Origin of the sequence: Paenibacillus luteus (genome assembly GCF_006542765.1) — a bacterium.
GTDB classification, from domain to species: Bacteria; Bacillota; Bacilli; order Paenibacillales; family Paenibacillaceae; genus Pristimantibacillus; species Pristimantibacillus luteus.
Window position 1 is genome coordinate 279,827 of the sequence record NZ_SKCD01000055.1, and the last position, 21,627, is coordinate 301,453.

At 48.4% G+C, this 21,627-nt stretch carries 17 protein-coding genes; 13 read left to right on the forward strand and 4 right to left on the reverse strand.

What is annotated here, in order from left to right; all coding sequences use genetic code 11:
- Positions 1-10: 10 nt before the first annotated feature.
- Entirely contained in the window at positions 11-439 is a 429-nt protein-coding gene (locus tag E0496_RS29725) for a DUF4395 domain-containing protein (protein ID WP_141505522.1), read from the reverse strand.
- Positions 440-973: 534 nt separating this feature from the next.
- On the opposite strand from E0496_RS29725, the gene E0496_RS29730 reads away from it, so the two are divergent.
- Genes E0496_RS29730 through E0496_RS29745 form a run of 4 tightly spaced genes read left to right on the forward strand, consistent with a single transcriptional unit; the run spans position 974 to position 7,582 of the window.
- Positions 974-2,764, forward strand: a complete 1,791-nt coding sequence (locus tag E0496_RS29730) for a CHASE2 domain-containing protein (protein WP_141505523.1) — start codon at positions 974-976, stop codon at positions 2,762-2,764.
- Complete coding sequence (locus tag E0496_RS29735) at positions 2,761-5,229, forward strand: FecR domain-containing protein (RefSeq protein WP_141505524.1); 2,469 nt, start codon at positions 2,761-2,763, stop codon at positions 5,227-5,229. Before E0496_RS29730 ends, E0496_RS29735 begins: the two co-directional genes overlap by 4 nt.
- A 28-nt stretch (positions 5,230-5,257) precedes the next feature.
- Complete coding sequence (locus E0496_RS29740; protein WP_141505525.1) at positions 5,258-6,724, forward strand: NHL domain-containing protein; 1,467 nt, start codon at positions 5,258-5,260, stop codon at positions 6,722-6,724.
- Positions 6,725-6,760: 36 nt separating this feature from the next.
- On the forward strand, positions 6,761-7,582 hold the full coding sequence (locus E0496_RS29745; RefSeq protein WP_141505526.1) for a class I SAM-dependent methyltransferase: 822 nt from the start codon (positions 6,761-6,763) through the stop codon (positions 7,580-7,582).
- Between the two features lie 431 nt (positions 7,583-8,013).
- On the opposite strand, the gene E0496_RS29750 is transcribed toward E0496_RS29745, so the two are convergent.
- Entirely contained in the window at positions 8,014-8,205 is a 192-nt protein-coding gene (locus E0496_RS29750; RefSeq protein WP_139991211.1) for a sporulation protein Cse60, read from the reverse strand.
- 591 nt (positions 8,206-8,796) lie between these two features.
- On the opposite strand from E0496_RS29750, the gene E0496_RS29755 reads away from it, so the two are divergent.
- Entirely contained in the window at positions 8,797-10,158 is a 1,362-nt protein-coding gene (locus tag E0496_RS29755) for an asparaginase (RefSeq protein WP_141505527.1), read from the forward strand.
- Positions 10,159-10,178: 20 nt separating this feature from the next.
- Complete coding sequence (locus tag E0496_RS29760; protein ID WP_141505528.1) at positions 10,179-12,377, forward strand: asparaginase domain-containing protein; 2,199 nt, start codon at positions 10,179-10,181, stop codon at positions 12,375-12,377.
- A 67-nt stretch (positions 12,378-12,444) separates the two neighbouring features.
- On the opposite strand, the gene E0496_RS29765 is transcribed toward E0496_RS29760, so the two are convergent.
- Together E0496_RS29765 and E0496_RS29770 are read right to left on the reverse strand one after the other, a co-directional pair.
- Positions 12,445-13,455, reverse strand: a complete 1,011-nt coding sequence (locus E0496_RS29765) for an ABC transporter substrate-binding protein (protein WP_141505529.1) — start codon at positions 13,453-13,455, stop codon at positions 12,445-12,447.
- A gap of 89 nt (positions 13,456-13,544) precedes the next feature.
- Positions 13,545-15,371: a helix-turn-helix domain-containing protein gene (locus E0496_RS29770; protein WP_141505531.1), complete on the reverse strand. Its 1,827-nt coding sequence runs from the start codon at positions 15,369-15,371 to the stop codon at positions 13,545-13,547.
- A gap of 211 nt (positions 15,372-15,582) precedes the next feature.
- Between E0496_RS29770 and E0496_RS29775 the strand changes: the two genes are divergently transcribed.
- From E0496_RS29775 to E0496_RS29800, 7 genes are all read left to right on the forward strand, one after another.
- Positions 15,583-16,221, forward strand: a complete 639-nt coding sequence (locus E0496_RS29775; protein WP_141505533.1) for a TetR/AcrR family transcriptional regulator — start codon at positions 15,583-15,585, stop codon at positions 16,219-16,221.
- Between the two features lie 62 nt (positions 16,222-16,283).
- On the forward strand, positions 16,284-16,412 hold the full coding sequence (locus E0496_RS37030) for a hypothetical protein (protein ID WP_277755895.1): 129 nt from the start codon (positions 16,284-16,286) through the stop codon (positions 16,410-16,412).
- 107 nt (positions 16,413-16,519) lie between these two features.
- Entirely contained in the window at positions 16,520-17,296 is a 777-nt protein-coding gene (locus E0496_RS29780; protein WP_141505536.1) for an ABC transporter ATP-binding protein, read from the forward strand.
- Positions 17,297-17,345: 49 nt separating this feature from the next.
- Complete coding sequence (locus E0496_RS29785; RefSeq protein WP_141505537.1) at positions 17,346-18,401, forward strand: aliphatic sulfonate ABC transporter substrate-binding protein; 1,056 nt, start codon at positions 17,346-17,348, stop codon at positions 18,399-18,401.
- Between the two features lie 36 nt (positions 18,402-18,437).
- Positions 18,438-19,289, forward strand: a complete 852-nt coding sequence (locus E0496_RS29790) for an ABC transporter permease (protein ID WP_141505539.1) — start codon at positions 18,438-18,440, stop codon at positions 19,287-19,289.
- Positions 19,286-20,107: an ABC transporter permease gene (locus E0496_RS29795; protein ID WP_141505541.1), complete on the forward strand. Its 822-nt coding sequence runs from the start codon at positions 19,286-19,288 to the stop codon at positions 20,105-20,107. Before E0496_RS29790 ends, E0496_RS29795 begins: the two co-directional genes overlap by 4 nt.
- Before the next feature lie 35 nt (positions 20,108-20,142).
- Positions 20,143-21,498, forward strand: a complete 1,356-nt coding sequence (locus E0496_RS29800; RefSeq protein ID WP_141505543.1) for an LLM class flavin-dependent oxidoreductase — start codon at positions 20,143-20,145, stop codon at positions 21,496-21,498.
- Positions 21,499-21,627: the final 129 nt, after the last annotated feature.

The window sequence follows — 21,627 nt, forward strand, 5'->3', positions numbered from 1 at the left end:
CAGAGCGTGCTTATGATCCTCTGTTCAGTCGCTGACGTGCGCGGAACTGCTTGAACTGAAAATATAACGTACAGCCGATGCAATATCCGAGAATGGCAGCCAGGGCAGCAGCGCCCATCATGCCTGCAAAAACATAACCAGCTACAGACCAGCTAAGTGCGAAGCTTAGCAAAGCAAAGGTGAGGAAGCCTACACCGAGTGAGTTGTTAAAGCGCTGCAGCTCGGCTGCTTCCGTTTGGGCTGAAGCTACGTAACGGGTGAGGAACGGGCGGGCAACGCGAATAAACAAATTGGCTTTCGGGCCGAAGATGAGTCCTGTCACCTGAATAATCCATAGCGCAGCGATGAGCCACGGCAATTGAAGTCCTATGGCGATAAGGAGTACAACGACAATACCAGTCTGATTACTGCGAACGTACGGGATTGGGATCTCCTTCATGCGCAAAACCAACTTTCCTTATTGGATTTATTTAGTTTAATAGTAATGAATTCCGAATGATTTGGCAAGAGTTTGTAAGCGATCTTAAAAAATATAAATAGCTCTAAAGTGAGGAGTGAAAATATATTAAATGATAACTTTCGACAACCCCCTATTTAATTTGCTTTTCATATATAATAGATTCGTACATCTAAAGAACTAATTTCCTAATAAGAGGTAGATTAATAGGTGAATCTAACTGCCCACGAGCTTGGACGATTACTGAAGCAGCATGTCCGTTTTCTGCTATAGTACGGCCAAGTTACGCTTATTAGCAAGGAGCTTGCAGAGCAGACTTTTACCCTCACATTTGAAACAGCATTTGCGAAAAACTCCTTCCTTAGGCAATGCTTTTAAGAAAATCCAATGACATCTAAGTGGCTAACCGTTTCTAACGGACGGAAGCCAGTGCTAGAAGATATGAGCAAGGAGCATTAAAGCTATGAAGAAATACTTTGCGTTCCCTGCTGGAAGCGGCTACATCTAATCAGTTAAATGGAACAAAAAAGAAAGGAGGCTGCTATGAAGCTTAAGCTTATCCATATCATTGCCGTAATGACGGCGCTGTCCGTGTTCCTGATGTATAGGGGATCGTTGGATACGATGGACTATTTCTTCCAAGACCGGTTTATGCAAAAGGAAGGCGATATTGACACTCGAATTGCCATTATCGCCATTGATGACGAGAGTGTAACTGAATATGGGAGTTGGCCTTGGAACCGTAATGTTCATGCGCAGCTTATTGATACGCTTGCCCAAGGGGAGCCGGCGGTCATTGCCTTTGACGTCACGTTCCCTGCGCCTTCGGCGGATGATACTTCCTCAGATGAAGCATTAATTGCTGCTGTAGCGCAAGCGGGCAATGTTATCATGCCGGTATATGGCACATTTGCTTCCTCTGCCAAACAAGGTACGATTGAAGCGCTTGAGATGTCGGAACCATTCCCGGAGCTTAAAGCAGCAGTCGCTGCGGTCGGTCATATTAATACCATCCCTGACCGCGACCGGGTTGTCCGGAACTCCCTTTACAGCTTTCAGTATCAAGGGGAGGCAGTCGAGAGTTTTTCTTGGGTCATTTATCAAATGTTTATGGAGCGCGCGGGCGAAACAGTTGATTCGGAAATGCTGCCGCTGGACGCATTTGGGCGGTTTCATATCCCTTATAGCGGCAAACCTGAACAGTTTGAAGCCATTTCTTATTCTGCCGTGCTGAACGGCGATGTGCCGGCGGATTATTTTAAAGACCGCATTGTTCTCATTGGACCTTATGCGACAGGGTTTAAAGATGACTATTTGACTCCGTTGCAAGTGAAGAATCCCATGTACGGGGTCGAGATTCATGCGAACATTATTCAGGCGCTAATGGATCGGCATTTGAAGCGCGAGCTTGATTGGAAATGGAATGCGCTTATTTTGCTTATCGCAGCGGCGCTGGCCTATTATTTGTTCCGAAAGTGGAACATGCTGATTTCTTTCTTGTCCGTTGCGGTACTTATTGTGGTTTTTGTAGTGGGAAGCAGCTACTTGTATGGCAAGGGAATCATTGTCTCAATCGGATATGCCGTGCCACTGCTCATTATTAGCTGTATTGTGGTTGTTGGCTTTCATTATGTGGAGGAACTGCTGGAGCGACGGAGGGTTACCGATATATTTGGGAGGTACGTAGCGCCCGAGGTCGTTAACCAGATTTTGAAAAATGGCGACGAAGGACTGAAGCTCGGCGGAACGCGCCGGGAGCTAACTGTTTTGTTTGTCGATATCCGCGGCTTTACGCCTCTCTCGGAGAAGGCGGAGCCAGAGGAAATCGTTGAAATATTAAATGAGTACCTCGATCTGGCGGCCAATTGCATCTTTAAGTTTGATGGAACGCTAGATAAGTTCATTGGCGATGCGGCCATGGCTATTTTTAACGCGCCGCTGCTGCTTGAGGATCATCCAATGCGAGCCGTCCAGGCCGCTTGGGCGATGAAGGAAGGCTCGGCTGCGCTGGAGCGCAAGCTCATTGAACGTTTTGGCTTTGGCGTGAAGTTTGGTCTCGGCATTCATACGGGTCCTGCCGTCTTCGGCAACATTGGGTCAAAAAGCAGGATGGATTATACAGCCATTGGCGATACGGTCAATACGACGGCGCGGCTGGAGAGCAACGCAAAGCCAGGCCAAATTATTTTGAGCGATGCGGTGTATCAAGCGGTTAAGGATCGAATTAAGGCGAGTTCGCTTGGGGAGATCAAGGTTAAAGGGAAAGAGCAAGGCATTACGATCTATGAATTGGAGGGATTGCGATGAAGACATTGAAGTTGATGTTCATTTCTTTGCTCGTCATGGCGCTTGTTCTGCCTACGGCAGTGTTTGCGAAGGACACGGATAAAGCGGGAAAAGTGACGACCGTAGCGGGCAAAGCGGAAGTGAAAAAGAGCGGCGGCTCCAAGAAGTTTAATGCTTTTAAAGGGATGGCCATTACGCAGGGCGATACGATCATGACGGGTAGTGATGGTAAGATAACGATGGATCTGGACAGTGACAAAGAGGTGACCATCGGAACGGATACGACGCTGGTTGTCAGTGAGCTTGTCAAAAGCGCTAAAGCGCTTAGCGGCAAGACGAGCCTTAGCTTGTTGAAGGGCAAAGTAGTCATTTCGATTAAAAAGAAGCTGGATGGCGACTCTCGTTTTGAGATTGAGACGCCGACAGCGATTATGGGTGTGATGGGCACGCAGTTTGCCGTCCGATATGAGGATGAGCAAAGCTATGTTGGCGTCTTTGAAGGCGCTGTGAAAACCAAGCATGGTGACAAGCGTGCGGAAGAGACCCTTGTGAACCCTAATGAACAGCTGCAGTTGGACCAAAAGGGAGAGGGAAAGAAAGAGAAGTTAGACTATCTCGACCTTCCACTTATTGGTTTGGAACATTACCTGCAACTGCTAGAGAAGGATGCCAAATCCGACAAGTCGTTAATTGTTCTGGTGAAGCAGCAAATTGAAAAATTGAAAAAAGAAGAAGCTGCTGCAGCCGCTAATGCGAATGCAGTGTCAACGGCTGACTCCACCATCGTATATGAGGATAAAGCGGGTCAAACCGGCGGTGGAGGTGGCGGCAGCATAATTACGCCGACGGCTACTCCGACACCGGCTCCTACGGTGACGCCGACTGTGGCGCCAACGGCGACACCACCGGTGATGCCTACGGATGAACCGGTTGCAACGCCTACAATCGCGCCTACGGAAGGACCGGTTGCAACACCGACGATAGAGCCGTCGCCTATACCGACTGAGTTGCCTCTGGCGCCGCCTGTGCTGGATGTCTCGACATTTTATGGCAGTCTGTATACTTATATGAGAAATGATAAAGCTTTTATATTACCTTTTACAACAAATATTGCCCTCAACAACGTAAATAATATTACTCCTGCTGATGCTTCTCAAGTCATCAAATTTGAGATTTTTCAGCCTGAAACCGAGGGTTATATTGATCGCACCGAGATGGTAGATAAAATCTCCATCGATTCATCTTTTCCTGACCGGATGTATATTGAACTGCGAGAAGCTGTTGCATATGGCTCTGATATTCGAATCACCGTCTACGCTAACCAGCTTAAAAATGCTGATACTGGCGCTGTGCAAGCCGTCGATCAGGTTACTGTAAATGTAGATGGGAATGAGGGTTTTGAATTCAAATTCAAGGAGGATTACACCCAGTTTGATTATATTCATGGGGACCCTGATTCACAGGTAGATTGGATGGCAGCGTTTAGTTCTCTCGGTTACCAGTACGATATGCGGTATGCTGAGGTGACTAGGATCTGTTCTGCTGATGATGAATGTCCGCCAGAATATGTATATAATTTAAATGATATTATGAGTGTTTCCACTAGCGTTTCTCCCTCTTACCAAACGATTTTGAGTGTTACGTTATATGGTTCTTATTTTGCTAGCGAGGATTTGGATGTTGGTTTGTATAAAATAAGCATTCATCCCGTCGATAGAAATGATAATCCCGTTGAAGGGACGATCGACATCTACGCAAATGTTCGCAGGGCTGCTCCGCCAGAACCGTTGAGCGAATCCGCGTATATGAGTGATGCTTCAACATTGGTTCTGCCGTTTACTACGCTGCTTGTAAAGTCGCGTTCTGTGCTTGGAGACGGCTTGGCTGTTAAGGTTTGCGACTTTGGAGAGTCTCCTCCGCTAGTCGAGGGTGGCGAAAATGAAGGTGACCAGCCATGCACAAATGTTAGCGTTGATAGCGTGACTGTGGACCCTGAGAGCGCCGATCAATTAATCGTGGTACTTTCTAATCCTATGGAATACGGAGCGAATATCAAGGTTGTAATTGAACCGTGGGCATGGCTAAATCCGGAAACCATGGATGTACAGAAAGAAGAACATAACTTTTACTTAAGAAGTGCGGCTACTCTGCAACCTTATTACGTTCAATTCCTTTATGATAGCCTGGGACAAACGGACGAAAAAGTCACGATTCATACGCTTGGATATGATATCGGAGAAATCAGAATGTATTGCTATGGATTCGCTGGGTCCTGTGAAGGATTTGAGCCTCCTTATAGATTAGAGGATGAAGTTTATCGATTGACAGGCGATGGGGCAACTCGCGAGCTGACTCTGTTAGGCTCTTACTTTAATCAGCCTTATGTTAGGCCTGGCGTGTATGTGCTCTACATCCCCATTATGCAAAACGGCGAACAAATTGACGAAATTTACTTGAATGTATTGATTAGTCCGCCGCCTCTATAAAATATGAGAAGCCGAAAGGAGCACTCCCATGAAGAAAATGCGATTACTAGCAGTGAGCACGGCGCTTGCTACCGCGCTTGTCGCGGTTAATGTTACGGCCTACGCAGCGGCAACGGAAGCTACTGCCACTGCCACTAATATAGTCGATGCAGCAGCGGTTGTTAAAGCTATTGAGAAGGTCAGTCAGCCTTGGGGGCTGGCTGCTGCGCCGGATGGCAGCATTGTTGTCATTGGTTCGGGCAGCAATCAAATCAACGAATGGAAAGATGGTAAGCTTACGCCGGTAACGGCGCTGACGAAGCAGGGGTATTTTGACGGTACGGCCGCGAATTCAACCTTTAACCATCCTTCTTACTCGGCAGTAAACGGCAAAGGCGTTATTTATGTCAGCGATACAGATAACCATGTCGTCCGCAGAATCGAAAATGATCGGGTGTATACGGCTGCCGGTAACGGCAAAGCGGGAAATAAGGACGGAAAGTTCGGAGAGGCGCAGTTTAATGCACCGGCTGGACTGGCGGTTGATGCGAAGGATAATGTTTATGTCGCTGATTCGCTGAATAACGTCATTCGCGTCATCTCTCCTGAAGGCGTGACGTCAGTTTTTGCGGGGGCGGCAAATGCGGCTGGCGGCTATAAGGACGGCAGTGCTTCTGAAGCGTTGTTTAACGAGCCTGCGGGCCTTGTATTCGACGAGAAGGGCGGATTATATGTAGCGGATAGCGGCAATCATTTGATTCGTTACATCCGTGATGGCAAGGTGACGACAATCGCCGGCAAACCAACGGCTGTAGATGCATTGACCGGTTATATGGCGGGCGGCTATGTAAACGGCAAGAGCGGGGATGCTAAATTCAACCGACCGCGCGGCCTTGCTTATGCGAGCGGCGTGCTGTTTGTTGCAGACAGCTTGAATAACCGGATTCGTGCTGTACAAGCTGACGGGGGAGTTATCTCCATTGCTGGCCAGACTGCGCCTGGAGATATTGTAGGAACGGTGGAGAAATCTCAATTTAATCAGCCCTCCGCTTTGCTTTATACAGCGGGTAAATTATATGTTTCCGATACGTTGAATAACAGCGTCAAGACGCTTGAGGTTGATCCGAAGGCGCTTAAACCTATTCAAACCACAGAGGATTTGATTGCGGGCACGGAGCTTCTGCCAGCGAGCAAAGATCTGCAAGTATGGCTAAATGGCAAGCAAGTTAAGTTCACAGCTGCGCAGAAGCCTTACAAAAGCGGGGATAAGACCTATCTTCCGGCTCGTGCGGTGTTTGAGGCATGGGGAGCGGAAATCAAATGGAACGCGGCGGCAAAGGAAGTTTTATTGACCAAAAACGACTGGAAGCTTGGACTTAAAGCAAATGCGAAGCAAACTGTCGTGTTGGTGAAAGGCACCCTTTATATAGAGGCCAACTATTTCTCAGATGCCGCCTCATTAGTGCTTGTGCAGGATACGGAATACAATGCTATTATTATAGGCAGCGGGCAGTAAAAAGCTTAGCAATATCCTTTGGATGGAGGCTGTGCAATGACACAAGGAAGCCATTCGCAAAATAATATTGATCGTTTCTCCGGATTTGAAAATGATTATGATCAGCATCGACCGAAAGCGCCGACGGCCGTCATAACGATTCTTACCAGTTATTTGGGCCGTTCGCCTGAGCTCGTTGCGGATGTGGGCTGTGGCACGGGCCTCTCCTCCTTTGTATGGCGTGAGCATGCCGAGCGTATCATCGGCATTGAGCCGAATGATGATATGAGAGGCAAAGCACTCTCTCGTTTGACTGAGTTGACGGAAGCGGAGCATATCTCCTTTGTTAAGGGATATTCGGACAAGCTGCCTCTGGACGGAGAGAGCGTTAGTGTTCTTACATGCTCGCAGTCCTTTCATTGGATGGAGCCGGTCAGCACGCTCCGCGAGTTTGCCCGGGTTCTTCAGCCGGGAGGTATATTTGCGGCTTACGATTGCGACTGGCCCCCAACACTTCATTGGAGCGTTGAAGCGGAGTACCAACAGTTGATTAACCACACCGAGGAAATTATCGCTAAGCGAATTCCTGAGAAAAATCGGGCAAGCAAGCGGGATAAGGAACAACATCTGGATCAAATAAGGAAGAGTGGACATTTCCGATTTGCCAAAGAGATTGTATTCCACAATATGGAGCCATGCAATGCGGAGCGATATATTGGTTTGGCGCTCAGCCAAGGTGGCATTCAGGCTGTATTTAAGCTGGGATCGTCAGAGATACATTCGACGCTCCAAGCCTTTAAGAGCAGCGTTGAGCGTTATTTTGCAGGACGGATACTTGAGGTTATGTTTAGCTATCGCATGAGACTGGGTGTTAAGTAGCGTGAAAATGATGGACAACTTTAATAGATAACGCAAAGAAGCAAGCAGCTAACGCCGTTACCCGGCAGGCTGCTTGCTTCTTTGTTTTTCTTGATGGGACAGGGGAGGAGGACTATGGCTTTGTGAATATTCCGCTCTTTAACATAAACAATCGATCGTTAGTAAAATGGTTCATGATCAACCTCCGTGCTAAATAAGTGATAACGGTTGCAATGCGCAGCTGTTCTTATTGCTTAACCAGTAAGTAAACAGTATATCCGATAGCTGCTGCAATAATAGCGATCGTTGCTGTACATGAAAGAACATGGAAGAAAACTTCCCACTTATCTACTTTAGTGCCTCGAATGTCCTTTGCCTCATTCCCCTTCTTCGAAGGTGGTGCCAGATTGTCCTGACGGGGCTTAATGGTGGATCACCCGCTTTCTTTATTGCTATTCTTTGTTTTGCTTATAAACGACCAGAATCGTGCTGCGTTGGTAAGTGTTGCCGGATGTTGCAGTCTTGATCATGGAGCCGTAGCAAATATTAATGACTTGATCGTCATTTAGCTCCGCTAGAAACTCGTTTGCCCTTTTTTCTGCAAATACCGTATCCGTATCGATAAACTCTTTTACCTGTATCATGCTGATCACACCCCCTTGCCAAATAGACAGATAGGCACCCCGCGAAAGTAGCGGAATGCCTTTTCACGTCCACCATAGCATTGGGAATTGTGAGTGTCAACTACGGGAGCTGCATAACTCAGCTTGAATGTAAAAAAAGACGCGCAGCCGCATAAATAAAGCAAAGTCGAGCGTTTTACTTGCAGGATGGAAAGTGACACAAGGTGACTGAAATAGCAATTAAGTGAAGGATTGAATTGTGCGAAAAGTTGACATGAAGAACAACCATATTAGACTCCACATTAGTTTCCATGTTAGATTTTGATGGAGGGATGTAAGCTGTCGTTATCTGTAATTTGCGAGTAAAGCAATAGTTGTGAATAGATGTCATAGTAGAAAACAATATATTAGAACTAGAGTGATTTTGTGTAAAGTAAACTAACATATGTAATCTGCAATAAAGAGAGTAATAGAGTGATGTTAAGAGAATTATAGAGATAAAACCTTTTGTTAACGCTTAATTCGCCATTTTTTAGCTTGTTAACTTATATAACATAAAATAGACTATGGAATAGACAGAGAGAAATATATAACACAGGAGGAGAAGTTAATATGACACAAATGGTAAAAAGCGAGATGGCGAAAAAGGTTCTTATTCCATTATTAGTACTCTCACTGCTAGCGGCAATGGTTGGAGTGCTGGCGAGAACGGATTTTGTTCGCGCTGAGGAAGCGCCACAATTACCTACCTTTAATATTCCTGCTCTGACAGATGAGCAAAAAACTTCCGCTCTTCCTAATGTTATCGTAGTTGCAACTGGCGGTACAATTGCAGGCAAAGCAAGAAATGATGATAAAACAAATTTTCAAAACTATGCAGCGGGAACCTTCCTTATGGCTGATATGGTAGCCCAGCTGCCAGGTAAAAATAAAATTGCTGATGTTTCGACTTTCCAATTTGGAAACAAGGGATCAGGCGGATACACAATGAAAGAGCTTTACGATCTGTCGCTAGCCGTTGATGCAGCGCTTGAAATTTACGATAGCGCCGTTGTAACGACAGGTACAGATACAATGGAAGAGATTGCTTACTTCCTTGATCTTACGGTTCGCAGCGAAAAACCGGTTGTTGTTACGGGTGCGATGAGACCATGGGATGTTATCGGTACAGACGGTCCTGCCAACCTTTATCAAGCGATTAAAGTAGCAGGCAGCGCGAAAACAAAATGGTTTGGTACAGTAGTTATGCTTAACGACGTGATTTATGCGGCTCGCGAAGTTACCAAAACAAACGCTCACCGCAATGATACATTTGATGCTCCGATGTTTGGCGCACTTGGTTATGTAGATGATCCAGCTGTTCGCATTTACCGTGCTACTGCAAGAGCAGCTAAAGCGGGTACAGCAGCTTGGGCTTCGCCATTCGATCTTAAAACCATTTCTAAAGACAGCCTTCCTAAGGTTGAAATTGTATATAGCTATCAAGAAGCAGGCGGCGGCGCTATTCGCGGACTTGTTGAAGACGGAGCTAAAGGAATTGTAACAGCAGGTACAGGTGCAGGCGGTATTTCGTCAGCTCTAAGTACAGCTCGCACAGCTGCAATCAGAGATAAAGGCGTAGTATTCGTATCGACAACTAGAACAGGCTCTGGTTCTATCTATGATAGCGGAAGCGGCAGCGTAATTGGCGGAGACAACTTGAATGCGGCACATGCTCGTATGATGCTGTTGCTATCTCTTGCATTCACTAACGATGTAAGTAAGATTAGAAGCTGGTTCACAACGTTTGGTACGCAAGATGTTGAAATTTCGGTTGATGAAAACACAGTACTGAGCACATCGGTTGAAGAGCCAATTGTTGAGCCTGTCGTTACTGAGCCGACTCCTGAAGTAGAGGTTCCAGCGGCAACAGATGTCATAACAGAGCCTGTTACGACAGAACCAACACCTGAAACAGCACCGGTGACGCCATAATTTTTGAGAGGAGTACGGTTATGACCCAAACAAGCCATTCAAATACAACAAAGAAAATTTTCATTCCTCTCCTCATTGTGGCGCTCCTCAGCACGATACTGACTGGCTATGCCAGCTCAGTCCGCGCTGAGGTAGCAGCACCGGAGCTGCCTACTTTCAATATCCCAGCCTTGTCAGAAGAGCATAAGACCTCACCGCTGCCAAATGTAATTGTTGTGGCAACGGGCGGTACGATTGCAGGCAAAGCTAGAAATGATGATAAAACGAACTTTCAGAACTATGCTGCAGGAACTTTTTTGATGGCTGACATGGTAGCTCAGCTGCCAGGCAAAAATAAAATTGCGGATGTGTCCACGTTCCAGTTCGGCAACAAAGGCTCAGGCGGCTATTCGATGAAAGAGCTTTATGACTTATCGCTAGCGGTTGACGCAGCGCTTGAAATTTATGATAGTGCTGTCGTTACTACGGGAACGGATACGATGGAAGAGATTGCTTACTTCTTGGATCTGACGGTGCAAAGCGAGAAGCCGGTAGTGGTCACGGGTGCGATGAGACCTTGGGACGTTATCGGCACAGATGGCCCAGCTAACCTTTATCAAGCGATTAAGGTTGCAGGCAGCGGCAAGACGAAATGGTACGGCACAGTCGTTATGCTGAATGATGTTATTCAAGCAGCGCGTGAAGTAACAAAATCAAATGCCCACCGCATGGACACATTCGAAACGCCAATGTTCGGCGCACTCGGTTACGTGGATGATCCGGGAGTGCGTATTTACCGCTTGAATGCTCGTGCATTGAAAGCGGGTCAAGCCGACTGGAAAACGCCTTTTAACTTGAAGAAAATTTCCAAGGACAGCCTTCCGAAGGTTGAAATTGTTTACAGCTATCAGGAGGCTGGCGGCGGAGCCATTCGTGCCTCAGTAGAAGATGGGGCAAAGGGTATCGTTACCGCAGGAACCGGTGCGGCAGGAATTTCGTCCCAAATGAGCGCTGCGCGCTCTGCGGCGATTAAAGACCATGGCGTGACATTTGTCTCCACGACAAGAACGGGTTCAGGCACCATTACGGGCGGCGGCAATGGCATTATTGCCGGCGATAACCTGAACGCGCAGCATGCCCGCATTATGCTGATGCTGTCGCTCGCTTTCTCCAGTGATTTCAATCAAGTGAAGAGCTGGTTTGAAACGGTAGGTACGCAGGATATTACGATTGATGCAGAAGAGACGCCAACGACGCCTCCAACGACACCTCCGACAGGCGGATCGGGAGGAAGTGTATCAACTCCTGGAAAAGTGACAATTGGGGCAGGGAATTCCGGCACATTGGGGCTTGATGACAGTGTGACGGTATCCATACCGGCTGGTGCAACGAAGGAGCAAATGGAGCTTTCCATTGAGAAATTGATAGGTAATGGCGGCATCGTAGATTCAACAAGCCAGCTGTTGTCACCAATCTTCGAAATTCTCAAAACGATTTCAGCGAACTTCTTGGTTCCGGCTACGCTGACCTTTAAGTTCGATACGACATTGATTAAGGAAGGCCAAACGGCTTCCGTATTCTACTACGATGAAACGAAGAAACAATGGGTTGAGATGGGTGGTACCATTAACGGAAACCAAATTACCGTTACCTCTGATCATTTCACGAAATTCGCAGTATTCGCTGTAGAGAAGAAAGAAGATTCAATCTCGTTTACGGATATTTCAGGACACTGGGCAGAGGCTGCAATTAAAGAAGCGGTAGCTGCGGGTATCGTGAAAGGTTATGTAGACGGCACGTTCAAACCGAACAACACGGTAACACGGGCAGAATTCTCTGTCATGCTGATGGGCGCATTGAAAGCCGAAGGTGAAGGGGCAGCACTTGCCTTTACCGATAATGCCAAAATCGCAGATTGGGCGAAGGATGCCGTAGCACGTGCGGTTAAAGCAGAAATTATTAGCGGTTATCCGGATGGCACTTTCCGTCCAAGCAGCAACATTCTGAGAATGGAAATGGTATCGATGATTGCGAGCGGTGCGGGTCTCACTTTGGATCCGAATGCAACGACAAGCTTCGTCGATAACAAGGACATTCCTGCATGGGCAATGGGCGCGATTAAGGCTGTGAGTGACAAAAGCATCATTCAAGGCCGTACCGGTAATGTTTTTGCTCCAAAAGCAACAGCTACGAGAGCGGATGCGATTACGATTATTATGAACTTGCTTCATAGCAAATAAACAAACAACAGCATGAAAGGGCGATTCCAAGAGGTCTGCAAAGACCTGGAGGAATCGCCCTTTTCTTTTATTTGATGAGTATATTTGCAATTAAATCAATTTGTCCAACAATGGAGATTGGATCGTAGTGCAGATAGGTGTTGTAATCCAGAATATGCAGATTTCCGTTCTTCACTGCCGGGAGATTTTTCCACACGGGGTTATTCAGGATGTTATCGATGTCCTCCTGCGCGGTTCCCGTGTTGAAGCAGATGAAGATATGGTCGGCATCCGCATATTGCGGGAGAACCTCTAGCGAAATTTCTTTGATTTGCAGTCCGCTGTCTATGACCTCTTTCTGTACGATATCTGGCGCTTTAAGCTGAAGAGCATCGTATATCGCATAGCCTCCGCGGCCATAGTTATCGCCAAGAATAGAAAGTTTCTTTTCCCTGACATTGATGAGAACCGCTGTTTCACCTGGTGCTACGGCTGCCTTGATTTTCTCCCGGCCAGCTTCAGCTGTTTGTTCATAGGTTGCAAGCCATTTTGCGGCTTCCTCTTGCTTGCCTAGAAGCTCGCCGAACAGCTTGACTTCTTCTTTAGGATTTTTATAAGCGGTGTAAGGAACATGCACGGTTGGCGCGATTTTGGCAAGCTGGTCATATATTTCTACGTCAAAATCATTGATTAAAATGAGATCAGGCTCCAGAGTAGTCACTTTCTCCAATGAAGTTGGCGCTCCGATATCCTCAATCATTTTCTCCTGCTCCTTAAGAAAAGGACTGCCCATCCACCATTCCTTGTTCGCGCCGATTGGCTGCAAACCCAGAGCAAGCAAGGTGCCGTGATAATAAGCGGAGACGATCCGCTGCGGATTGGCAGGAACGGTGATGTCCCCTTTGTCTGTTTGGACGATGCGTGTATCGGAGGGAGCGGCAGCTTCCTCATTATTTGTGCTTTCGTTAGCAGTCCCGGTTGGTGAAGCTGACGGGGTGGTTCCCTCGTTATTACCAGAATTGCTGCTGCAAGCGGCTAGTGCGGCAAGAATTAAGATAAGGATAAGACTCGCGGAAACTGTTCTTTTTAAATGAAGCATGATGATCCTCCCTGTGATTAATAATCATTCTCAACGAGAATAGTATCAACCTAGGCTTCCCATCGTCCATGCACAATACTGGCGGATATTCACAATGAATGTGACGTGAAGTGCTCCAAAAGCAGCTTGAGCTGCAGGGATAGGGAGAGCGGGTCGAAGCCGTAGAAAATATCAGCGTTTGATTCGTACACCCGGTTGTTTTGGACGGCAGGAAGCGATTTCCAAACGCTGGAATGGGCTAACTGTTCGGAGGGCTCCACCCAGTGCGAAGGATAATGATGCAAAATAATATGATCACCGGCATATTCGGGCAAGTCCTGAAGCGGAATCCATTCGTTCAGCTTGCGTTGTTCGATGATATTCGCCTGCACGATGGCTGGCGCTTTAAGCTGCAGCCCTTGATAGATGAGCGGTCCGCCCATGCTTCGCAAGTCCCCGTATACGTAAATTTTTTCGGATACAATCTTTAAAATGGTTACTGTCTCAGAGTCGTCGATTCGCTTAGCCAATTGTTTGCGGGCATCTTCGAGCTGCCTATCGAATTGCGCAAGCCATCCCTCACACGACTCGCGTTTCCCCACAGCGTCGGCAATCATTCGAAACTGCTCGCGCCAATTCATCTTATCGTATGCTAAGGGAAGAACCGGAGCTATTTCACGGAGTGCCTCCAGCCCTTGTGACTCCATGTAGCACAAAATAAGGTCGGGTTTTTCGTGAGAGACAAGCTCCTCGCTTTCCTGGCTCCACCAGTCGATGCGTTGAAACCCGGATAGCGAGAGCTTTGTTCCGTAATGCTCAAGCATCCAAGGATCGATATGGCCGAGCCTGGGTACTATTCCAAGCGTAAGTAAACAGGAGGTTGCGTTCGGAATAAGCGATACAAACTGCTTAGGGCGCTTAGCGTAGGCGGAAGGAGATTCGCCGATGAGCTGCTTAAACTTGCGGCTGAAATAGTACTCGTTCTTGATGCCGACCTCCTTGGAAATACTGCTAATAGTGGCGTTCGATAGCTGCAGCAGCTCTCTAGCCTTCTCGATGCGGAGGCGGGTGAGATAATCGACGAAGCTTGTGCCTTTCTCTTTCTTGAACATGCGTGAGAAGTAGGAGGGACTAATTCTGTTCATTCTCGCGAGAAGTTCCCTAGACAGCTCCTCTCGGTAATGCTCCCGCATATAGGCGACAGCGCGCTCGATCGTGGATTTGCTGTCGAACGGGTGCGAGGAGCTCTCCTCTTGGAAAATAAGGTGAAGCAGCTCGTAGAAGAGCAGCTGCGCTTGAAACAAATGGCGATAAGGCTCGCCTGTGGCTGCTTTCTTCAGCTGTTTCACAAGCTGGTGGGCACGGTAGGCGGAAGACAGCCGGACTTCACCGAACTGTGGCCAATCCAACTTTTTTCGGAAGTATTGCCGATCTGGGCTCAAGGGAGCTGTCTCGCCTACAACGTCGAAGGTGATTTTATCGAGCTCAAGCATTTGGTCATTCTCGTTAAATAAATGCATGCCGCTGCCTGCATGGCAGAATAAGGCTGTGTCCTGCTTTAGCTCATGCTTGCGCCCGTTCATATAGAGAATTCCGCTACCTTGGCGTACCATAATTAGCAGGTCTGAATCAGCAACATTCCACTCCTTCTGCGAGTACGGAGCATAGGTGAGGGATTGAATTTCCTTCGGTACAAAAATAGAGGAGTCCAGCAACTCACGGCTTATTTTCTCGCTGAGGGGTGAGGTTGCCTTGCTTTGGTGCTGCTGTTCCTTCAGGACGAGCCGCATAGCATCTGCCTCTTGATCGGATAAGCGGCCGATATGCTTGATTAGACGATGCTTATTTTTTCCATATTCATCCTTGTAAGTGGCGACGATTTTGTAATAGCTATAGGTTTTTCCATTTTTGGTTACGGTGCTTTTTTTCAAAAACATAGGAAGGCTCCTTCATAAAGGTAGGGACTATTTTGGGGACTTTTTTAGCATACCATAACATTGCTGTATCCGTTCATTCTAGTTGCCATGAAGGACGGAAATAGTCATTTCAATTGAGATAGCTGTAGATGGATGAGGGCATGCTTCGGTATAATGGCAAAATGACAGACCGTGAAAACAAAAATAGCGATTGGAAACGAGGGGAAGCTGCATGTCACCAAGAAATGTGGAGAAAGACAAGCTCATGCGCGAGAAGCGAATGCAGCATATTTTGGATTGTGCGCTAAAGGTCATGGCAATTAACGGGTTCCAATTGACGAGCATACAGGATATTGCAAGGGAAGCGAATGTTAGCGTCGGCAATGTTTATCATTATTTTGCATCGAAGGAAGAAATATTTAGCGAGGTGCTGCGTTCGGGACAGACCACTTACGGCAAGTATGTTTCAGAGGTAGCGGCGATGGATATAGACGCAATTACGAAGCTGCGGGGCATCATGTCATCTTGGCTGTCGATTCGCGAGAATTGGGCGTTTACGATTCTGATGCATACGGCAAGACTGTCGGAGGCTACACCGCCAGATATCAAAAAAGCAATCACGGAGCGGTTTACAACGAACTTGAATCCTGTGGCGGCTATTATGCGGGAGGGTATAGAGAAGGGCGTCATTGTGGATGAGGACCCACTGCAGCTGGCCTTTTATTTTGTTAGCTTAATCCAAGGCTTGACGCTGCAAAGGCCGCCTGATTATGAGGTTCCTGTTGATATCAATGTCGATGCGATGATCCGTTTGTTTGAAGTGAAAGAAGCCCGCAGACCGATAGCGAAAAAAAGAGTTGACAAAGCATGAGGCGTACGGCAAAATAAGCAACATAACAAACCGAATACATATTCAACTTGTAAGAATCGCATATGTATGGACAAATCGACCAGACCGCTGGAGATTTAACGTTCCTTTTGGAGATGGGGCACAGGATAGGCGTATGCCTAGATAAAGTGCTTCTTGATCTTCTTGACGAAACGGCTGCCGTTGCCAAATAAAAGACGGAGACAGCCGCTTTCGCATACGAGACGTTAAGTCTTTTTATTTTAGCATAAAACCAAGTAAACGGGTGCGAATAATATTGTATGTTGAAAGGAGCTTTCCTATGGCTGCAGAAATGCTCGTCGTGCAGGAGTTGAACAAGACGTTTGCGACACCAACGGGCGATGTTATTGCCTTGAATCGAATCGGGCTTCAGGTGAAGCAAGGAGAATTTATTACGATTATCGGTCCAAGCGGCTGTGGCAAGAGTACTTTGCTCAAGATTGTAGCCGGACTCGATACGCGTTATGAAGGGACGGTGCTGCTGAACGGAAAACCGATTGACGGTCCGAGTATCGAGAAGGGATTTATTTTTCAGGAGCCTCGGCTGTTCCCTTGGCTGACGGTAGAGAAGAACATTGCGGCAAACCTTTCACTCCGCAAGCCAGAGGTACGGAAGCGTGTGGATGAACTCATTGAGCTCGTACGGCTGAAGGGCTTTGAGCAATCGTATCCGCGTGAGTTGTCCGGCGGGATGGCCCAGCGCGTTGCGATTGCGAGGGCGCTGCTGCGCAGCCCTGATATTTTGCTGCTGGATGAGCCGTTCGGTGCGTTGGATGCTTTCACTAGGTCGCATATGCAGGAGGTGCTGCTCGACATCTGGCAGAAAAACCGGACGACGATGCTGTTCGTCACGCATGATTTGGATGAAGCGGTATTTTTGGGTGAACGGGTCGTTATTATGAATCCGCGTCCAGGGCATATCCGCCATATATTGCCGATTAATCTGCCTTATCCTAGGAAAAGATCGGGAAACGCATTTCAAGAGCTGCGCCATAGAGTGCTGAGTGAGTTTGAGAAAGTAGAAGGTCCTGACATTGATGAGGGTGCAGGCATTTAATCGGTTTATTAGTTTTTCACTATATAGAGGCGATGGGGAGAGATGTAGGATGAAGAGGCAATTACGGTGGCTTACGGCAGCAATCATGATTATGGCGGTGTTTATCAGCGGCTGCGCGGCGAATGGAAATGGCAAGTCCGGCGGCAATAACGCAAGCGGCAACAAGGCAGGCGATGAGAAGGCGGCAAACGAAGAGGTTGGTACCGATAAGTATAAGGGCTTGACCGTAACGATTGGTTATCAGGGCAGCGGCGGCTTGTTCGGTAAAGCGATTGAGGAAAAATGGTTTGAAGAGGAATTCGACAAGCTGGGCGTGAAGGTGGAGTTCGCGGAATTCCAAAGCGGGCCGCCGATGACAGAGGCGATGGCTTCCAACCGCCTTGATTTTGCGGGACTGGGCAACATGCCAATCATTGCCGCTCAAGCGGCGGACATTAAATTTACCGTCATTTCGCAAGCGCTGGAAGGCAAAAACAATGTGGCGATTATTGTACCGAAAGATAGTGCTATTCAATCGATTTCGGATTTGAAGGGCAAGAAGGTTTCGGTAGCTAAAGGCAGCAACGCCTACAATTTCTTGTATCGCGGCTTGGAGGGTGCGGGCTTAAAGTCTTCGGATTTGGAAATTATTCCATTACAGCCGGATGAAGCGCAGCCGGCATTCGAATCAGGCAAAATTGACGCATGGGCGACGTGGGACCCGAATATTACGCTGAACACGCTGCAAGACAAAGCAAGAGTGCTGGCTGACGGCGAGCAGCTGGGCGTATTGTCGCCATCGTTCTACATTGCTAGAAAACAATTTGCGGATGAGTATCCTGAATTGGTAACCCTATATCTGAAAGTATTGGATAAAACGCTGAAATGGGAAAATGACAATTGGGATGAAGCGCTTGACCGTTATGCTGCGGAACGCAGCGTTCCCAAAGCACTGATTGAGGCAATCTTCGTTCGTTCAAAATCAATCAGTATTCCAGTTTCGGATGAAATCATTGCCGAACAGCAGAAAACGGCCGATTTCCAATTTGAGATTAAATCGATTCGCAAGAAAATTGACGTATCCGAGGTTTTTGACAACACGTTTATTGAAGAGGCGCAGAAGTAAGTAGTCTGAAAAAGATAATGAAACGAGGCGTTTGTTATGCAGCAAGCAGAAACGAAAAGGGTAGTGCCAGGGCACATTCGCGCAGAGAAACGCAGGCAACCGAGCCGGTTCTCTATACAGTCGGTCAATCTTTTGCTAGGCGTACTGCTGCCCGTCATCCTGCTTGCTGTGTGGCAAATTGCGGGAATGATGGGCAAGCTCAACCCGACGCTGCTGCCGACGCCAGGCGTGATTGTACAGGAGTTCGTCAGCTTAGCGGCTTCGGGTGAACTGCTTCGGCATCTTGGCGTATCGACCTGGCGCGCCGTACTTGGGTTCTTGCTCGGCGGCGGGCTCGGTCTTGCAGCTGGCCTTTGGGTGGGCTTCTCTTACAAGACGGAGCGGCTCATTGATCCATCGCTGCAAATGCTTCGTACATTGCCGCATCTGGCGGTGGCGCCATTGTTTATTTTGTGGTTCGGATTTGACGAGACATCCAAAATTCTGTTGATCGCCAAAGGAGCGTTTTTCCCGCTTTATGTGAACACGTTTCTAGGTATTCGATCGGTAGACGGCAAGCTGTTCGATGTTGCTCGCGTGCTGCAGTTCAGCCGCTGGCAGATGATCAGCAAGCTGGTGCTGCCGGCTTCGCTCCCGAATATTTTTCTCGGCATGCGGTTGTCTATTGGCGTTGCTTGGCTCGGTCTGGTCGTGGCGGAAATGATGGGCTCCAGCTCGGGAATTGGTTTCTTGATTAACGATGCGCGTTATTTCTCGATTACATCCGTCGTGTTTGTAGGCATCATTGTATTCGCACTTGTCGGAAAGCTGACGGATTCGCTGGTTAAGCTGCTGGAGAGAAGATTGCTGAGATGGCAGGACAGCTACAAAGGGGGAGACGCATCATGAGCGGTCAAGTGGTGGAGAAGAAAACGGCCAATCGTGCCGCAGGCGGGGACTGGCTCAGCCGGATTCCTAAATCACTGCATGGTTGGATCGTGCCGCTCGTGATTACAGCCATCTGGCAGGCGGTCACGGGTATGGGGCTGTTGTCGGAGACAATTCTACCCACTCCCCTTGCCATTCTAAAGAGCTTTGCTGCCCTTGGCGCCAGCGGAGAATTGTTTGAGCATTTGGGCATTAGCATTTACCGCGCCGGCATGGGCTTTTTTCTGGGAGGCACGCTGGGTTTGCTGCTCGGCTTGTTCTCGGGACTTGGCAAGGTCGTGGAGAAGACGCTTGACCCATCGCTGCAAATGCTGCGCACCGTGCCTTTGCTCTCCGTTATTCCGCTATTTATATTGTGGTTTGGCATCGGTGAGTTTTCTAAGGTTTTACTTATCGGACTTGGGGCTTTCTTCCCGGTTTACGTGAATACGTTCCTTGGCATACGGAGCACCGACGCGAAGTTGTGCGAAGTGTCTCGGATTTTTCAATACACGAAGCTCCAGCAGGTTACGAAGCTCATTATTCCTGCTGCTCTTCCTAATATTTTGCTCGGCGTAAGGCTGTCGCTTGGTGTTTCCTGGCTGCTGCTGGTCGTAGCGGAAATGATGGGCACGAGCGCGGGCATTGGTTATATGATTCAGGATGCAAGAGCCTATTCGGAGACGGAAATTGTTTTTGTCGGCATTATCATTTTTGCCGTTGTCGGCAAACTGTCGGATTCAGCGGTTCGCCTACTGGAAACGAGGTGGCTTCGCTGGCGCGATACGTATAAAGGGTAAGGACATCGATGGTTGGGAGAGGCAGGTAATTAATTATGGGGAAACGGCACGAGCAACTCCATCTGGGAGCTTTCATTTATTATGCGGGGCATCACCATGCGGGCTGGCGGCATCCGGATTCAGGCGTCGAGGGCATGTTCGACGTGAAGTTTTATCGGGAGCTGGCACAGACTGCCGAACGCGGCAAGCTGGATATGATTTTTTTCGCGGATTTATTGTATGCAACGAATGTGGGCCAAGCGGTCGCCGGCATGCTGGAGCCGATCACGCTGTTATCCGCGCTGTCGGCAGCTACCGAGAAAATCGGCTTGACGGCAACCGTCTCGACGACGTACAACGAGCCGTTTAACGTAGCGCGTAAGTTTTCTTCGCTTGACCATATTAGCGGCGGGCGCGCAGGCTGGAATATTGTCACCTCGCAGCTGGATATAGAGGCTCATAATTATGGCCGGCCGGAGCATCCGGAGCATGGCCTTCGTTACGAGATGGCGCGAGAGTTCGTTGATGTCGTTACGCGTTTATGGGATAGCTGGGAGGACGGGGCGCTTGTGCTTGATCGCCAGGCGAACCAATTTGCCGATGAGGCAAAAGTGAAGCCTGTGGACTATAGCGGACAATGGTATTCGACGAAAGGGCCGCTTAACGTGCCGAGGTCGCCGCAAGGCTATCCGGTGCTCATCCAAGCGGGCTCGTCTGAGCCGGGTAAAGATTTTGCCGCGAGTACGGGCGAGGTGATCTTTACGGCACAGCAATCGCTGGAATCGGCCAAGGCGTTCTATGAGAGCGTGAATAACAAGCTTGGCGATTACGGTAGAGAACGCGGAAGCCTGAAGATTATGCCGGGACTGTCGCCTGTCCTTGGAGCAACGGAGGAAGAGGCTAAGCAGCGATTCCAGGAGCTGCAGAAGCTTATTCCGGAATCGGCGATTGTCGGTTTTCTATCAGCCTTTCTCAGCTTTGATATTAGCGGCTACTCTCTTGATGAGCAACTGCCGGACATTCCCGATCCAGTCGAGGCGTCCAATGGTATGAAAAGCCGCGTCCAGTTGATCATGGATCTGGCGCGTAAGGAACAGCTATCCATGCGTGATCTGGGCAGGCGAATACTCGGAGCGCGGGGGCATCTGCAATTTGTGGGCACGCCTGAACAACTGGCGGATCTGATCCAGCTTTGGTTCGAGGAGTACGGCTGCGACGGCTTTAACATCATGGCGCCTGTCTTGCCGGGGGGTCTCGACGACTTCGTTAATCTGGTCGTGCCGATTCTTCAGAAGCGGGGGTTGTTCCGGAAGGATTACACGGGCAATACCCTTCGTGAGCATCTGGGCCTGGTACGTCCGAGCGAGCATCATTTCCGTAAGGCGCATCTGGTCGGGCAGGAACAGGCTTAGAAAAAAAGTGACCCGGAAACGGCCTTTCTAATAGAAAGGATCGCTCTTCCGGGTCTTTGCTTGTTAAGGCAGGGCTCTAAGGCGGACTTGCAGTGAGCGATAGGCATAAATACATACAACCTCAACCCA

Excerpts from the sequence above, each read along its gene's own strand:
- E0496_RS29725 (WP_141505522.1), bottom strand. The coding sequence starts at position 439 with ATGAAGGAGATCCCAATCCCGTACGTTCGCAGTAATCAGACTGGTATT.
- E0496_RS29730 (WP_141505523.1), top strand. The coding sequence starts at position 974 with ATGGAACAAAAAAGAAAGGAGGCTGCTATGAAGCTTAAGCTTATCCAT.
- E0496_RS29735 (WP_141505524.1), top strand. The coding sequence starts at position 2,761 with ATGAAGACATTGAAGTTGATGTTCATTTCTTTGCTCGTCATGGCGCTT.
- E0496_RS29740 (WP_141505525.1), top strand. The coding sequence starts at position 5,258 with ATGAAGAAAATGCGATTACTAGCAGTGAGCACGGCGCTTGCTACCGCG.
- E0496_RS29745 (WP_141505526.1), top strand. The coding sequence starts at position 6,761 with ATGACACAAGGAAGCCATTCGCAAAATAATATTGATCGTTTCTCCGGA.
- E0496_RS29750 (WP_139991211.1), bottom strand. The coding sequence starts at position 8,205 with ATGATACAGGTAAAAGAGTTTATCGATACGGATACGGTATTTGCAGAA.
- E0496_RS29755 (WP_141505527.1), top strand. The coding sequence starts at position 8,797 with ATGACACAAATGGTAAAAAGCGAGATGGCGAAAAAGGTTCTTATTCCA.
- E0496_RS29760 (WP_141505528.1), top strand. The coding sequence starts at position 10,179 with ATGACCCAAACAAGCCATTCAAATACAACAAAGAAAATTTTCATTCCT.
- E0496_RS29765 (WP_141505529.1), bottom strand. The coding sequence starts at position 13,455 with ATGCTTCATTTAAAAAGAACAGTTTCCGCGAGTCTTATCCTTATCTTA.
- E0496_RS29770 (WP_141505531.1), bottom strand. The coding sequence starts at position 15,371 with ATGTTTTTGAAAAAAAGCACCGTAACCAAAAATGGAAAAACCTATAGC.
- E0496_RS29775 (WP_141505533.1), top strand. The coding sequence starts at position 15,583 with ATGTCACCAAGAAATGTGGAGAAAGACAAGCTCATGCGCGAGAAGCGA.
- E0496_RS37030 (WP_277755895.1), top strand. The coding sequence starts at position 16,284 with ATGTATGGACAAATCGACCAGACCGCTGGAGATTTAACGTTCCTTTTG.
- E0496_RS29780 (WP_141505536.1), top strand. The coding sequence starts at position 16,520 with ATGGCTGCAGAAATGCTCGTCGTGCAGGAGTTGAACAAGACGTTTGCG.
- E0496_RS29785 (WP_141505537.1), top strand. The coding sequence starts at position 17,346 with ATGAAGAGGCAATTACGGTGGCTTACGGCAGCAATCATGATTATGGCG.
- E0496_RS29790 (WP_141505539.1), top strand. The coding sequence starts at position 18,438 with ATGCAGCAAGCAGAAACGAAAAGGGTAGTGCCAGGGCACATTCGCGCA.
- E0496_RS29795 (WP_141505541.1), top strand. The coding sequence starts at position 19,286 with ATGAGCGGTCAAGTGGTGGAGAAGAAAACGGCCAATCGTGCCGCAGGC.
- E0496_RS29800 (WP_141505543.1), top strand. The coding sequence starts at position 20,143 with ATGGGGAAACGGCACGAGCAACTCCATCTGGGAGCTTTCATTTATTAT.